The 14,840-nt window shown below is 49.4% G+C and carries 10 protein-coding genes; 3 read left to right on the forward strand and 7 right to left on the reverse strand.

Annotation, left to right across the window (positions count from 1 at the left end; translation table 11 throughout):
• Positions 1 to 21: 21 nt before the first annotated feature.
• The 3 genes from B067_RS0105850 to B067_RS19740 form a co-directional block, all read right to left on the reverse strand.
• Positions 22 to 2,598, reverse strand: a complete 2,577-nt coding sequence (locus tag B067_RS0105850; RefSeq protein WP_019529134.1) for a TonB-dependent receptor — start codon at positions 2,596 to 2,598, stop codon at positions 22 to 24.
• Between the two features lie 227 nt (positions 2,599 to 2,825).
• Entirely contained in the window at positions 2,826 to 3,962 is a 1,137-nt protein-coding gene (locus B067_RS0105855) for a FecR family protein (protein WP_083921368.1), read from the reverse strand.
• A gap of 43 nt (positions 3,963 to 4,005) precedes the next feature.
• Entirely contained in the window at positions 4,006 to 4,572 is a 567-nt protein-coding gene (locus B067_RS19740; protein ID WP_019529136.1) for an RNA polymerase sigma factor, read from the reverse strand.
• Between the two features lie 126 nt (positions 4,573 to 4,698).
• Between B067_RS19740 and B067_RS0105865 the strand changes: the two genes are divergently transcribed.
• Complete coding sequence (locus B067_RS0105865) at positions 4,699 to 6,393, forward strand: 5-guanidino-2-oxopentanoate decarboxylase (protein ID WP_019529137.1); 1,695 nt, start codon at positions 4,699 to 4,701, stop codon at positions 6,391 to 6,393.
• A gap of 138 nt (positions 6,394 to 6,531) precedes the next feature.
• Here B067_RS0105865 and B067_RS0105870 read toward each other — a convergent pair whose 3' ends face one another.
• The 3 genes from B067_RS0105870 to B067_RS0105880 all read right to left on the reverse strand — a co-directional run bounded on the left by B067_RS0105870 (position 6,532) and on the right by B067_RS0105880 (position 11,247).
• Positions 6,532 to 7,437 (reverse strand): LysR substrate-binding domain-containing protein, encoded by a 906-nt coding sequence (locus B067_RS0105870; protein ID WP_026244452.1) that lies wholly within the window; start codon positions 7,435 to 7,437, stop codon positions 6,532 to 6,534.
• A 95-nt stretch (positions 7,438 to 7,532) separates the two neighbouring features.
• Complete coding sequence (locus B067_RS0105875; protein ID WP_019529139.1) at positions 7,533 to 9,161, reverse strand: lipase family alpha/beta hydrolase; 1,629 nt, start codon at positions 9,159 to 9,161, stop codon at positions 7,533 to 7,535.
• A 235-nt stretch (positions 9,162 to 9,396) separates the two neighbouring features.
• The gene (locus B067_RS0105880) at positions 9,397 to 11,247 is read right to left on the reverse strand and encodes a hypothetical protein (RefSeq protein ID WP_019529140.1); all 1,851 of its coding nucleotides are present in this window, start codon (positions 11,245 to 11,247) and stop codon (positions 9,397 to 9,399) included.
• 254 nt (positions 11,248 to 11,501) lie between these two features.
• On the opposite strand from B067_RS0105880, the gene B067_RS0105885 reads away from it, so the two are divergent.
• Positions 11,502 to 12,107, forward strand: coding sequence for a response regulator (locus tag B067_RS0105885; protein ID WP_026244453.1), 606 nt, complete (start codon positions 11,502 to 11,504; stop codon positions 12,105 to 12,107).
• Positions 12,108 to 12,117: 10 nt separating this feature from the next.
• Here the strand turns inward: B067_RS0105885 and B067_RS19745 are convergent, their stop codons facing one another.
• On the reverse strand, positions 12,118 to 13,878 hold the full coding sequence (locus B067_RS19745; protein ID WP_019529142.1) for a hybrid sensor histidine kinase/response regulator: 1,761 nt from the start codon (positions 13,876 to 13,878) through the stop codon (positions 12,118 to 12,120).
• 127 nt (positions 13,879 to 14,005) lie between these two features.
• On the opposite strand from B067_RS19745, the gene B067_RS0105895 reads away from it, so the two are divergent.
• On the forward strand, positions 14,006 to 14,839 hold the full coding sequence (locus B067_RS0105895) for a bestrophin-like domain (protein WP_019529143.1): 834 nt from the start codon (positions 14,006 to 14,008) through the stop codon (positions 14,837 to 14,839).
• Position 14,840: the final 1 nt, after the last annotated feature.

The following is a 14,840-nucleotide window of genomic DNA, read 5'->3' on the forward strand; positions in this document are numbered from 1 at the left end:
AAAACGAAGCATTTCAAACACCTACCAATGGTAAGCCAAGGCCAAGCCATAGGTTCTGGGCGGTGCAATCACCCGCATTAACAGGCCAGAACTTTTAGAAGAAAAAGCCTCAGTGTAATACTGTTTATCGGCCAAATTACGGCCCCACAGCGATAGCTGCCAACGCTCACCGGGCCCCGCCAGCACGATACTACCGTTATACAACCAATAAGCCTGCTGGCTTTTCACCTCTAGGTTATCCAAGGCTAAATAGACTTTACTCTGATAGGCGGCATCAGTAGCAAAGCTTAGCGACCAGCCGTTATCCAGCGGGTATCGATAATCTACCGCGAGATTCATCGCCCACTGCGGGGAATTAACCGGCACATTACCGCTTAAGTCCTGCTGCACTTCATCACGGGTACCCGCCAGTTGCACATCGCCACGCTGAGTATCGTAGTACACCGCATCTATATAACTGGCCCCCAGCACGATATTGCTGCGGCTGCTGGGCTGCCAGCGCAACTCCCCCTCTAAGCCGCTGGCACGTATATCACCGGCATTGGAAATCAAGAAGGTTCCCGCAGCGGTAGAGGATACCTGCTGTAGGTTGCGGTAGTCGTAGTAGTACAGCGCCGTGCTGGCCACCATATGCCAGGCGGGTAGCTGCCATTTAAGGCCCAGCTCATAGGCGGTTAAAGTCTCTTCATCATAGGGTTCGCCATCTTCTGGCAGTATTAACCAATAGCCGGTGAAGCCGCCGCTTTTATAGGCTTGGCTGACATTGGCATACCACAACCAATGATCGCTGGCCTGAAAATCCAAACCCAATTTGCCCGACCAAGCCCCATAGCTAATGCTATCATCCGTGGCGGTTACCACCCCCGGCGCAACCGGCACGGTGAGCACCTCTACAGTGCCGTTATTGAAGGGATCTAGGTTTGTGGTAGTGCCATTAAAGTCTATGCGGTCATGACTGTAACGCAGCCCTGCCAACGCTCGCCAGCGCGAATTTAAACTCCATTCAACGTGGCTAAATAGCGCTTGGTTAATAGTCTTTTGGCGGTAATCCACCAATATGTCAGTACCCCAGCGGTCACGGCCTGAGGTAAGCACCGAGGCGGCTATATCCTCATCGCTGTATATGCCCCCCACTATCCACTCAAAGCCACTGTCACCTTGCGAAACTAAGCGCAGCTCCTGCGAATAAATAGCTATATCATCGTTAAGGATATTGTCCCCCAGCAGCAAGGGAGAGGCATCAAACTCTTCCTCTAAAATTTTATCGAAGCTTTGGTAACCGCTAATAGCCTGCAACTCGGCGAAGGGCAGTTGCCAAGTCACCTGCAACACCCCGCCGTGGGTATCGGTCTCGACTATAGGATCTAGGCTGAATTCACCCTTATAAGGGTCGCCATCGGTATCTTTATAACCCTTAATATTCACGCAGGACTGCTGCAGCCCCGCCAAATCATCCTGCAACCAAGCCTGGCAAGGCTGTTCAAATATCTCTCCCAGTAGCGGGGATTGCGTCGGTTGATTAGGGTCTCTAGTACCTAATACATCGTAATGCCACTGCTCTGAGCGGTCTTTTAAAGCATAAACTTTGGCATAGACGCTGAGCTTGTCATCGGGTGCCCACAGCAGCGAGCCGCGCCAGGAGTTAATATCCACCTCACCGTGATTACGACCCGTGAGTGTGTTTTCATAAAAGCCCTGCTGCTGCCTACGGCTGTTAAAGGCAAAGCGCCCCGCCAGCTCGTCACTTAAACCACCGCCTATGGCACCCTGCACGGCGGTGTATTGATAATTACCTTTGTCTATACGCAGATAGGCATCAAAGCTTTGCTTGGGCTTACGAGTAACCACGCTGATAGCCCCGCCCAATGTATTGCGGCCAAACAGCGTGCCCTGCGGGCCGCGCAGCACCTCTACCCGCTCTATATCGTATAAATCAAAACTCAACAGGCTGCTGCTATTTAAATACAGATCATCCACATAAAAGCCTATGGTGCCACTCATGTTGGAAGTAAAGCTGTTATAGCCTATGCCCCGTATCGTAAAAACGGGGTTACTGGTGGCGTAAGGGCTTTTCACCGTCATGGAGGGCACCTGTGCCGCCAGCCGTTCGGGATTGGCCATACCTAAAGCAGTAATCGCGCTGCCATCAAACACACTTAAGGCCACACTCACTTGCTCTGGCCGCTGCCGGCGCTTGCGGGCAGTGACCAGTATCTCTTCTATTAACACGGCCTCTTGCTGCTCGCTAGGCTGAGTTAGAGGATAAATAATCACTGTGTGCTCGCCGCTAAGCTCATACTGCAGACCACTGCCCTGTAGCAGCTGGGCTAATAAGACTAACGGCGGGTAATCCCCTGTTATCGCGGTGATGCGGTGCTCGGGCATAGCGGTTTGCGGAAAAATTAGCTGCACCCCGGCCTGCTTAGAAAAAGCCAATAGTGCAGTGGCCAGTGGTTGGGCAGGTAAATTAAAGGGTTTACTAATAGCTGTCGGCCCGGCGTCGGCACTAAGCGAAGGGTTGGAATAACAGACACAGACCATCCATAGCAACGCACAGGCGTAGCTAGCCAAGGTTTTGCCCGTCACCGCGTCATCCATGTGCGCAATACTCGAGTAACACTATCGAGTGTGTGCAATCTATCCCTATGCTGTGCCTGGCTATAGCTGTATGGCAGCGCAGTGTTGATGTCGCTACCCTAAACGCACTAAATGGAAAGCTAAGCATTTTATTATTATGGCCCCCCGCGGGGCTTATTCTCAAGAGTTGTTGCCAGCGCTGGCTATAATTCGCTATAACTAACTATAACTATCCAGCGCTAAAGAGCTTATAAGGTCTTATCAAATAATAACACCGTCTTTTCATCGATGATGGACACCCGTATAGGATAGGCTTTTTCTAGGCCCACAAGCCACTCGGCAATGCGCGTTTTATCTACCGTACCCGTAAAGTCTATAGCGGTAATAGAGGCATTAGCCAAAATAATACGCTGCTTGCTGTAGCGGTTAAGCTCATTAACCACATCGCCCATAGGCTGCTTCACAAACACTAATAGACCCTCGCGCCAAGAGATAGCTGAGGCAGCGTCCACTTTTTGAACCGCCCCCAACACACCCTCGCCATCCACTACCAGCTGATCACCCGCCAGTAACTCGGCAAAATGCTGACCTATGGGCTGGATACGAGCGCTACTATCGACCAAGGCCTGACGCTCGCTGGCAACACGCACATGCCCTTCTAATACGGTAATAGTACTGCTGCTATCGTCTCTATCGATATTAAACGCCGTGCCTACCACCTGCACATAACCGCTGCCGGTTTGCACAGTAAAGGGGCGCGCTTTATCGCTGGCTACTTGAAAATAGGCTTCGCCACTGACCAGATTCACCTCGCGGTTTTCGGGGGTGTAGCTCACCGTTAAAATAGACTCGGCACCCAGATCTATCACGCTGCCATCTTGCAAAGCCACTTGTTTGTGTTGGCCATGGCCGGTTTGAAAGCTCTTTACGCTGGGGACTATGCCGCTGTTTTGGCCCAGATTCATCAACACCACAAAACCTATCAACAACACGCTGGCCGCTGCAGACATGGCATATTGCACAGGTGAGCCCCGCAGGGCTCGGCGGTATTGCGTCCGCAAGCGCACGACAACGCCGGCACCATCATCACTATTGGCCGCTGCAGGCTGGTGCCAGTGGCTGATGGGTTCATCGCCTTGGTAAGTATCGGCGGCCAGCGCAGCCTCGGTAGGCATCACCATATCAGCCAAGCTATCGAGATCCCCCCATAGCAGCTCAACCGCTAGAAAAGCCTGCTCGTGGGCAGCATCTTTACTCATCCAACGGCTCCAGGCGCTATGCTCAAGCGAGTTTAAGCCGCCCTCACGTATCCGCAAGAACCACTCGTTAGCTTCTGTTTCGACCCGTGTCGCAGCTCCCTTAGACACACTCTGATCTGTCTTCATAACCTCACTACACTCTCAATAAATAGGTCTATAGGCTGGCTCATCATTGTGCCATCCGCTCTTTCAGATGCGCTAAGGCTCGCAGCACATATTTACGGATCATATTTTCGCTCAGCCCCATGGACTCAGCGATTTCCCCGTATTCGCGCTCCTGAAATTTATACATTAAAAAAGCCTTTTGGCATTTGGGTGGCAATTCTGCCACAAAAACGCGCAATTGGCTGATGGACTGCCTAGCGCTTAATTGCCGCTCGGGGTTTTGTACTTCGCTGCGGCACTCTTGTTCAGACTCTTGGCTATCAAAAATAGCCTCGGTGCGCTGGCGTCTGCGCAGCCTATCAATGGCGATGTTGTCGGCAGTCTTATACAAAAAGGCGCGCAGGTAGCTCACAGTATCGGGCTTATCAAGACTTAACAGGCGTATGTAAGCCTCTTGCGCCACTTCCGCCGCTTCCTGCTGGCTACTTAGGCGCACAGATAGATAGCGCAGCAAGGCATCATTGTGCTCACTGTATAGGGTGGATACCTCCAGCTGCTTGGCAGCCTTGCTATCACCTGTTTGAGTCTCACGCTGGTTTTTATCCCAAGGCGTGGGCTGATTTCGCTTCACATTTGCTCCAAACTTTTACTACATGCGTTTGCTGCGACTTTTTGCTCTTACTTACCTAAGACGTCCGAAGCCCCTATTTTGGTAATGCTGCCTGCGCTTTTTCTTTCCCGGACAAGCAAAGAGTTGATGCGTTTATGGAATGACTCCATAGAAATAAGTCGTTTTCGCCAACCACCCAAAATTTCTAGTATGGCCGCACAGTCATACACCCACAATAAACCCAAACGAGACTTAGCTATGGCCACCTGCGGCGAACAACTCATAAAACTCATAGAAGCCTACGGCGTAGACACCGCCTTTGGCATACCCGGCACTCACACCATAGAGCTATACCGTGGTCTACCGCAAACCCGTATACGTCATGTTAGCCCACGCCACGAACAAGGGGCGGGGTTTATGGCCGATGGCTATGCCCGCGTAACCGGCAAGCCCGCCGTGTGCATTACCGTATCTGGCCCTGGTGCTTACAATATAGCCACAGCCATGGGCCAAGCCAAACAAGACTCGGTACCCATGTTGGTAATTTCCGCCGATAACAACAGCTGGGAAAAAGGGCTGGGCGAAGGCCGCCTGCACGAAACCCGCAACCTGCAAGCCGCCATGGCCGAATGCAGCGTATGGAGCCACACCCTAGCCCGCGCCGATGAGCTGCCCAAGGTTATCGCCCGCGCCTTTGCTATTTTTAATAGCGAGCGCCCCGGCCCGGTGCATATCTCCATGCCCCTAGAAGTGATTACCGCCAATGCCGACCATGTCGATATGCGCCTATGGCCGCTACCCAGCCGCCCCGCCGCTTCGCCCATGCAATTACAGCAGGCCGCCGAGATACTTAACCTCGCCAAAAAGCCGGTAATCGCTCTGGGCGGCGGCGCCGCCGATGCCGCCGAGCTGATACGTGAATTAGCCAGCAAGCTGGATGCCCCCGTTACCACCACCCATAACGGCAAAGGCATACTACCCGCCGACCACCCCTTACACGTGGGTAGCAGCCCCTCTTATCAACCCATACGTGATCTCTACCAAGCCGCCGATGTGATCTTGGCTATAGGCACAGAGCTGGCCGAAACCGATTATGATTTCTTCTTTAATGGCCAATTTAATTTGGGCGCAGCCAAGCTAATACGCATAGATATAGAAGCCGCTCAGCTCAGCCGCAATGCCCGCCCCGAGATAGCTATACAGGCCGACGCCGCCTTAGCCTGTGCCGCGCTATTACCCTTAATTAATCCCGCGCAGCGTCAGGGTGCAGAGCGCACCGCTGTCTTGCGCACACAACTGAAAGCGCTAGATCACCCAGGCTACCAAGGTTTTTTAGACTGTTTTCAGCAAGCACTGCCCAATTGCGTGTTGATAGGCGACTCCACTCAGCCCGCCTATTTTGCCGCTGCGCAGTATGACGCCCCGCAGCCGCGCCGTTTTGCCTCGGCCGCTACCGGCTATGGCACCTTGGGCCACGCCCTACCCGCCGCCTTTGGTGCCAAACTAGCCCAGCCCGACTTACCGGTGGTGTGTTTAATTGGCGACGGTGGCCTGCAATTTACTATTAATGAATTGGCTAGCGCCGTAGAAGCCGAAATCCCGGTAGTCGTGGTGATTTGGAATAACCAACGCTATGAAATGATTGCCCAAAACTTTGAAGAGGCCGGCATGAAGCCTATAGCCTGTGACATTTACACCCCCGACTTTCTTACTATAGCCAAAGGCTACGGCTGCCCCGCCTACCGCGCTGAAAATCTAGCGAGTTTGAAAGCGCATTTGCAGCAAGCGCAACACTGCAACATCCCCACCATTATTGAAGTCATGGAAAAAGATTTTTTATAAAAACCATTTTTTACACAGTGCAGGCGCAGCGCTTAACTGCGCCTGCACTGTGTAACGGGACCCTAACATGAAAGCCTTTTTAACCTGTGTGAGTTATAAAACTGAAACGATAAAAGAGCTGCTAGCCCAGCGCCAAAATTAGCTACTAGGCGCGGGAGTGACACCCTGCGCCACAAACCAATCGGCAACGTGGCTAATGGTAAATAGCTCAGATTTTTCTTTAGGCACCACCACGTAGTAACCCTCTTGCGATTGCAGGCCTTGCTCACAGGCATAAACCAAACGGCCGTTTTCTACCTCCTCTTTGGCAAAATAGCGCGGCAATATCGCCACCCCTAAATCCTGTAGCGCTGCCTGTAATAATAAATGAAAGTGTTCAAAACGCTGGCCCGGTAGAGCCTGCACCTGCTCGGCACTATAACCCGACCGCAGCAACCATTCGGCACTGGCCGACAGTTGCGAGGAGTGATGCAACAGCGGAAAATGCACAATGTCGGCATGGCTGCTCACCGCTTTTTTATCACCCATTAACGCAGGGGTGGCCACAGCCACTAACTCATCCGCCATTAAAAAACGCGACTGTAAACCCTGCCACTGGCCAGCACCGTAGAGTATGGCTAGGTCATAGCTGTGGGTATCGCCGTAAATTTGCTCCATATCGGTGACGATTTCTATGGTGATATCAGAATAGGCTTTTTTAAAAGCCGTTAACCTAGGGATTAACCAACGGCTGGCTATGGCCGGTTCGGCAGCTATTTTAATCGCACGGGCCTGCCCCACACTCACTTCGCGGGTAAGCTCCTCCGCTTGATCTAATAAGGCGCGCACCCCCAGCGCATAGGTTTCGCCGGTAGGGGTTAGCTGCACCCGCTGCTTCACCCGCTGAAATAAAGCACAACCCAAAAAAGCCTCTAGGTTTTTAATCTGGCGGCTAACCGCGCTTTGGGTGAGATACAACTCCTCGCCAGCCTTGGTAAAACTCAGGTGGCGGGCGGCAGCTTCAAAACACTGCAGGGCAATAAGCGAAGGTAAATAACGGCGCATAACAGGATACATCAATACTGGGTTGCTAACTGATTAGCCTGTCATACTAGAGCTTTTTAGGCTGCGCTCCAAACGGTTTTCTATAATGCTGTTTGCTATGGGTTAAAAAGCGATAGCACTTCTTGTGTAAACCAGTCGTGGCTGGACTTTATATGATTCATGTTTTTGCTGTCTTCATAATACAGTTGGTCAAAAGGGCTGCGGCTGGCGAAATCCACCGCCGACCAATAGGCAGGGTCTGTTGGATAAAGGCCTTCTATACCCAAGGCGCTGCCCAAAGTAACAAAGGCATGGGGCTGTTCACTGCTAACACTCGCTTTAAACCCCGCTGACTTAGTCATCAGCTCCGTAAACGTTTTTATGTCATAACCCAAACCACCGGGCACACTCGCAGAGTTGATACCATCACCATAAGTGCGGTAGGTTTTGTCATTGTAGGCGTCGACAAAGGGCTTAGCCTCTGCTTTAGCCGCCTTGACCACGGCGGCGACGACATTGCTAACCACTTTATCTTTGAGTGCCCCACCCAGCCCAGCACATCCACTAAGTTCAACGCGTGTTGCAAAATAATCGCTCAGTTTTGTATTACTGTCGATGCTGATGCGCGCTTTATCGGGTTTTACTATATAACCTGCTACATCGGTGCTGGCGACAACAACTGGAGCCGCCGCCAAACTCAGGGCATAGCCTCTGGCAATAATATCCACATCGATATTAATTGTGGTTGCTTTAAACGTGGCAGTGCAGCTATATTTTTGTTCCGTTTGTTTGGCGATAGTTTCACTTCCTGAAACGGTTTTAATAGCGCTGTAAAAAATATCGCCCGGCTTTATACTAGCCAAGTGGCCATCACTGCGGCCGCTGGCAACAGCTACCTTGCGTAAACCTTCAGCCGCTGGGTAGCCCCCATACACCGCTTGCAACTCAACGATATACAGCTGTTGATAATCGTCAGTCCAGGTTTGCGATGACGCCCCTTGGCTATAGTGGTAACGCAACATCTGCTTGGCCGCAGGGGCATTGGCACCGGTTATTGCGGCACTGCCACCATAGGCAGAAAACGCATTAGCGAGATGCTGCACAGCAATAGGCACATATGCCCCTAAGTGAGGGCTATCCACACTAATATATAAATCTACATGGTGATTCACCGCCTCGCTCTCCATAGTGAGTAAAGCATAACGAGCAACAACGCCGCCCATGCTATACCCCACTAGGGCAATATTGTCTTCACTAGTGATTTGATATTGAGCGATGACCTTTTCTAGTAAGGACCGTACAAAGCCCGCATTGCGTTGTATGTAATCGCCACCATTGCGGTAACGCAGCTCTAACACATGGTAGTTTCTATCATCTGGCAAGCTATTGCAGCTGCCCTCTAATTCACCATCCCCGGGATACTTGTTAATGGTTTTTGGTGAATAGCCATGCACTTTAATTAAAAAATTTCGCCCACTCACCATACTGTTATCAGCAGGGCAAACATGGGCATAGCCCTCACCATAAGCGCCTTTAAAGTCTTGTGCAGCCACTATATCACTGAGAGTTTCTTGCCTAACTGCAGGCTTGCTATCGCCACTGGGAATAGGGATAGCGCTATTACCTGAGCCTGCACTGGCGGCCCCATCATCACTGCTACTGCCGCCACCGCTGCAAGCCATCAAGCTTAAAGCACTCATAAAAAACACACTTAAAAAACGTATATGTATGCGTAGACTAAACATAAGATCATCCTTGTCTTGTTATTTATAGTTATGGCGATGATGAAACAAAAAACCTATCGCGTATCCATACGCCAGCAGGTAACTATTGTTAAATAATTTTGTAGCTGTTGGCTATTAGTCAGAAGTCTGTAGGGCTACCGACTAAGGTCGGTAGCGAAGGGAAGTAAAAAGAAGTCTATAAAAAATGCGCCGTTAATAGGCGCTACACTAAAAAATATTATAATACTTTTAACGTTTAATCTAAGTCACCGTCGCCATCACTATCCCTGTACACGATGCCGTTTATCAATAAACCGGGTAATTGGCTGCTACTGCCGAAGTGCCAGTAGGCGTTGCTGTCAGCGTCTTGATAACTGGACCAATTATCGTAAAGCTCAACAGCGGCACAGCTATTGTTATTGTCGGCGGTGGGGCATTGCAACTCTGCCAAAGTAGCGCCTGTGGCGTTTAGCCCCTCACCCTGATTACCCACACCATGAACCGTACCTATGGCATTGGCCTGGCCGCTATTGTCAATCGCGTAGTAATTATCAATATAGGTCGTGGTATCACTAAAACCCACCAAACCACCCACGTCGCTAGCGCCGTTAGTACTGCCAGCAGAATAATTGGCATATAAATGCGTGCCCACATTGGCATCCCCCACTAGACCACCGACATACTGCTGGGCAGTGATTGAGCCCGTGCTGTAATTAGCTTGTGCGCGTACGATATAACTAATGCCCACTAAACCCCCTACATAGTCATCGCCGCTGACACTGCCGGTTGCGAGATTAGCTTCAAGGTAGCCCGTATCACCACTGACAAATGCGTTCAACATATTAATGCTACCCACTAGCCCGCCAACAAAATTTGCACCGTTCACATCAGCGCTAACTTTATTAGCAGTCAACACGGGCGCGATATGCGCCAAGCCAACCAAGCCCCCCACATAGTCACCCGAGGCAATCACATCACCTTGAAACGAACTGTATAGAATGGACGATTCATCATGCAGGTAACCTACTAGCCCGCCCGTAATACTCGTAGCAGCGAAACTAGTTACAGCGCTTTTTACTAAACATAGATTCACACGAGTATTAACAGCGTATCCTATCAGCCCACCTACTTGGCTACCCTCACTACTCACATTGCCGTAAGCAGCACAGGCACTAAATGTGCTTCCGGTTGCCACGCCCACTAAGCCACCTACGCGGCTATCGCCCATACTATCGGATGAGCTACTACCATAGGCAGAGCTCTGGCTAACAACACTGTCTACCGCACTACCAATAAGGCCTCCAACACTATCACTGCTGGCGTGCACGGCACCACGGCTTTCCGTTTTATACAGACTAACAGATCGGGCTATACCGACTAAACCGCCCACATATTGTGAACCATTCACCGCCACCGTACTTTTACAATTATGTAAACTATGTGGGCTACCAGCGCCAGCTCTAAACTCACCGAATAAACTACCCACTTGCCTAGCACCGGTTACCTGCCCTTTATCTAAGAGAATATTTTTAATTGTCTGGGTTTGGCTGTCGGCATTGTAGCCAAATAAGCCTATATACTCGCCTGCGGTTTCTGCATCACCGGCCGTGCGATTAATATAGAGATTGGCGATGGTATGATTATTACCATTAAAATTAGCGGCAAAAAATTCTGTAGCATTACCTATAGGTAGCCAGCCGTTATTACTGCCATCACCGTCGTAATCGTAGTAATCGTCTTGGCTATCCACCTTGTCATCGCCGTTGGTATCAAAATCTAAATCAGCTATAAGTTCATAGCCATTGCAGCCAGTTTGTGGGCAGCCAGTGCTATCAGCATTGCCGGCCCCATTATTACGGGCCGTGCCCAGCAAGTCGTGACGTACCCAATCCAACTGCTGCAGGCTACTTATTTCTATCAGGCCGTTGTTATCTCTGTCGACATCGCTGCTATTGTTAACACCATCGCCGTCTAGGTCCTCGCTGGTTGCGTCTTTGTCGCTATCTGTGGCGGCGCTGGAGCCACCGCCGCCCCCTCCGCCACAGGACGCTAAAATTAAAATACTGCTGCTTAGTAATAAGCTTATCAATGCATATTTGGGTGACATGAGAATATCCTTTTTACTTTCAGTATTCTTTGCAGCTATCCCGATATTACAACTGGGTTATCCGCTAACATTGTCGTTAATTGCCGCTGCACTAGCTATTAGCCATAGGTCGGTATAAGTACCGACTAAAGTCTGTATCTAGCCATACAACGCTAGCTTTAAAATTCACTACGGGGCTATACTCACAAATCATATAAGCCCTGCGGGGTTGCCCCCTCTATAGGCAGCTTAATTTTCACACCATGGCCGGCGCTATGAAAATTCTTATTGTTGATGATCACAGTCTGTTTCGAGAAGGCATGAGCTATGTACTGGAGAAACTAGAACCAGATGTGGCTATTTTAGGAGCCGCCAATTACCAACAAGCTCTCACGCACTTAGATCAACACCCCGATATAGATTTAGTATTACTGGATTTAGATATGCCGGGTAAAAATGGTTTTGAATCCCTAGTCACGCTTACGGAAAAACACCCCACTCTACCCATAGTGATTTTATCGGCCTCTAATTCACGACAAGATATACAACAGGCAATACACAAAGGTGCCGCAGGCTATATCTGCAAAGACACCCCTAGCGATACGATGTTAAGTGCTTTGCACTTAATATTATCTGGCGTCATCTATGTGCCAGCGGATTTTCACCATGCCAGCGCAGAACCACAGCAGCAATTATTAACACCTAGACAGCGCGATGTGCTCGCCTTATTGGTTGAGGGGCTGTCTAATAAAGAAATTGCTAGGCGCTGTGAACTAGCAGAGGCCACCGTCAAAATGCATGTGACCGCCATTTTTAAAAGCTTAAACGTTAACAACCGCACGCAGGCTGCAATTAGCGCCAAGCAACACGGCTTACTCTAAATAATTATTGTTATTTTTTAGCCCGCTTTATCGCATTAACAAAGGCACGTAGTTTAGCCGGTGGCGCAGGCTTATGCAGTATCTGCAAACCGCTGGCACTCACTAGCCGCAAACGGTCTTCCTCTATATCACCGGTAATAATTAACGCCGGTATTTTTTGTTGATAGTGTTGTTGCAGACTTTGCACAGCATCAACACCGGTTAAGTTATCCCGCAGCCGGTAATCGGCAATAATCCCTTCAGGCATACGCCTAGCCTGCTCTAATTGTGCCAATGCCTCTTGCTTACTGGCCGCGGTTATCACTTCGCAGCCCCATTCACTAAGCAATAAGCGACTACCTTCCAATACATTCATATCGTCATCGATAACCAGAATTAAGACTGACGCAGGTAAAGTTGGGACATGATCTTGTTCTGCCTCGCCACGGCTTAATGCAACACTGTAATCACTAAGCTCAACGCTGATAAAAAATAGTGAGCCGCCCTCGGGCCTACCCTGCACACCATAATCATGCCCTAGTAGTTGGGCCGTGCGCTGCACTATGGCCAAGCCCAAGCCTAAGCCCTTGCTTCTATCCCGCTCTGGGTTACCTAGCTGGTAAAACTCCTCAAAAATAATGTATCGGTGTTGCTCGGCTATGCCGATACCGGTATCGGCAACCGACAGTATTAACTGCCCTGTTTTACCCTCAGGCTGACAACTTATGTGTATCTCACCTTGCTCGGTGTAATGCATAGCATTGGAAATATAGTTACGTAAAACTTGTTCAATCAAGCCTTGATCACTGTATAGGGTATAACTTTCTGTAGGCCAATAAATATTCAAGCCTTTCTCATGCGCTAGAGGCGTGTACTCATTAGCTAATTTATTCAACAAGGGCTGCAACGCAAAGGCTGTTTTTTCTACCGTCATCACTCCCGCTTCTAAACGGGATATATCTAACAGGGCATTAAACAAACCCTGTAAGGCTTGCACCGATGACTTTATTTGTTCTACCACCCGACGCGTTTTAGGCTGAATAATAGTTTCATCCAATACCGAGATAAACAGCGTTAAGGCATGTAACGGTTGGCGCAAATCATGGCTAGCCGCTGCCAAAAACTTAGTTTTAGCGATATTGGCCTGCTCGGCCTCATCTTTTTGCTGGCGTAGCTGCTCTACCAAATTGCTATTTTCAAAACGTAGTTTTAAGGTTTCGGTATGCGCCCTATTAATAGTTAAGCCGAAATACAGCAAGGCAATATTATAGGCTATGGCCATTATCCCTAAAGATAGCTGTATGGGCTCGGCCACCATAATTAAACGTATGGTAATGGGGATTAATGAAATAGGTAAGTAGGTAAGAAAGGCCGGTAAATAAATCGTCATAGACGATACCGCACCGGCGGCCATACCAATTAACACAAACAAAATAAAAAGTTGGTACTCCAAAGCATGCGCAGGGAAAAAAACCACCCCCGTCAGCCCCCAAGAAAGTCCCGTTAAGCCCGTACCCACAATAAATAATAAGGCGTAGCGATGGGCCTGCCCTGGATTAAACTTTTTCCGATAAATAACGTAACTCAGTACCCGCAGTAAAAACAGCAGTAACATAATAGCCCACCACAGGCTTAGACCTGCCCGTGACACCACATCCCACAAGCCATACACCAAGGCCGTGCTCACCACTAGGTTAACAAAAAATATGGGCACAGCATTTTTATAAAGCAGCTTTACCTGCTCAACTAGAATCTTATGGTTAAAAAGGTTTTCCGCGTCTGCCTGCATCATTGCCAGCTCATTATTATCCGTTATACATTTGGCCTCATACCGCGAGAACACTAAGACTCACTAGTTTAATTAAGCACTTCAGCGTAATCTAGCAGCCATTAATAGAACTAGCGAATAGGCCCATACTATGGCACAACAAGAGTTTCTTTATAGCCACAACAGTATTGTGATTACCCTGATACTGTTTGCACTGATCATTCTGTTTAATGAACTTTCATTTCGAACAGGAAAATTTATCCAACACAAAACCAATGACGAGTTAAAGTCGCTAACGGGCTCGGTGCAGGCTAGCATTTTAGGTTTATTAGCTTTGTTGTTGGGCTTTACCTTTAGTATGGCTATGCAGCGTTTTGATAATCGTAACCTCGCACTGATTGATGAGGTAAACGCCATAGGCACGGTAGCACTGCGGGTGCATTTATTAGAACAGCAATACCACCGCGACACCTATCAAAAACTAGACGAATATATAGACCTGCGCATTGTGCTGGGTAAAACCGACCTCAGCGAAACCGCTACCCGCAAGCAGTACAATAACACCCTCACCAAACTGCAATATGAGCTATGGACACTGGCCACTCTGGCCGCCAGCAGCGACCCTCGCCCTACCACCACCGGCGCCTATATCAACGCACTCAACGCCATGTTTGACGCTCAAAGCAAACGCAATGCACTATTACAAATGCACGTGCCTGAAGTGGTGTTGCTATTATTATTTATCGTATTTATCGCCTCGCTAAGCATTATGGGTTACTCCAGTGGGCTCAGTAATAAACGGCTGGCCATACCCACGGTGCTGATTGCATTTTTAATCGCCATGATTGTTTTTATTATTATCGATTTGGACAGACCCAAGCGCGGGCTGATACAGGTCAACCAACAAATCATGCAAGAGCTAAAAGAGAGCATGCGCGACAACCTCTTAAAAACACCCCTAGCAGAACTAGAGACTAGGAGCTAGG

It is taken from the genome of Dasania marina DSM 21967 (assembly GCF_000373485.1).
In the GTDB taxonomy this organism is placed as follows: domain Bacteria; phylum Pseudomonadota; class Gammaproteobacteria; order Pseudomonadales; family Dasaniaceae; genus Dasania; species Dasania marina.

Coding starts and splice junctions, on each gene's coding strand:
- B067_RS19745 (WP_019529142.1), bottom strand. CDS start 13,878: ATGATGCAGGCAGACGCGGAAAACCTTTTTAACCATAAGATTCTAGTT.
- B067_RS0105885 (WP_026244453.1), top strand. CDS start 11,502: ATGAAAATTCTTATTGTTGATGATCACAGTCTGTTTCGAGAAGGCATG.
- B067_RS0105880 (WP_019529140.1), bottom strand. CDS start 11,247: ATGTCACCCAAATATGCATTGATAAGCTTATTACTAAGCAGCAGTATT.
- B067_RS0105875 (WP_019529139.1), bottom strand. CDS start 9,161: ATGTTTAGTCTACGCATACATATACGTTTTTTAAGTGTGTTTTTTATG.
- B067_RS0105895 (WP_019529143.1), top strand. CDS start 14,006: ATGGCACAACAAGAGTTTCTTTATAGCCACAACAGTATTGTGATTACC.
- B067_RS0105870 (WP_026244452.1), bottom strand. CDS start 7,437: ATGCGCCGTTATTTACCTTCGCTTATTGCCCTGCAGTGTTTTGAAGCT.
- B067_RS0105850 (WP_019529134.1), bottom strand. CDS start 2,598: ATGGATGACGCGGTGACGGGCAAAACCTTGGCTAGCTACGCCTGTGCG.
- B067_RS0105865 (WP_019529137.1), top strand. CDS start 4,699: ATGCGTTTATGGAATGACTCCATAGAAATAAGTCGTTTTCGCCAACCA.
- B067_RS0105855 (WP_083921368.1), bottom strand. CDS start 3,962: ATGAAGACAGATCAGAGTGTGTCTAAGGGAGCTGCGACACGGGTCGAA.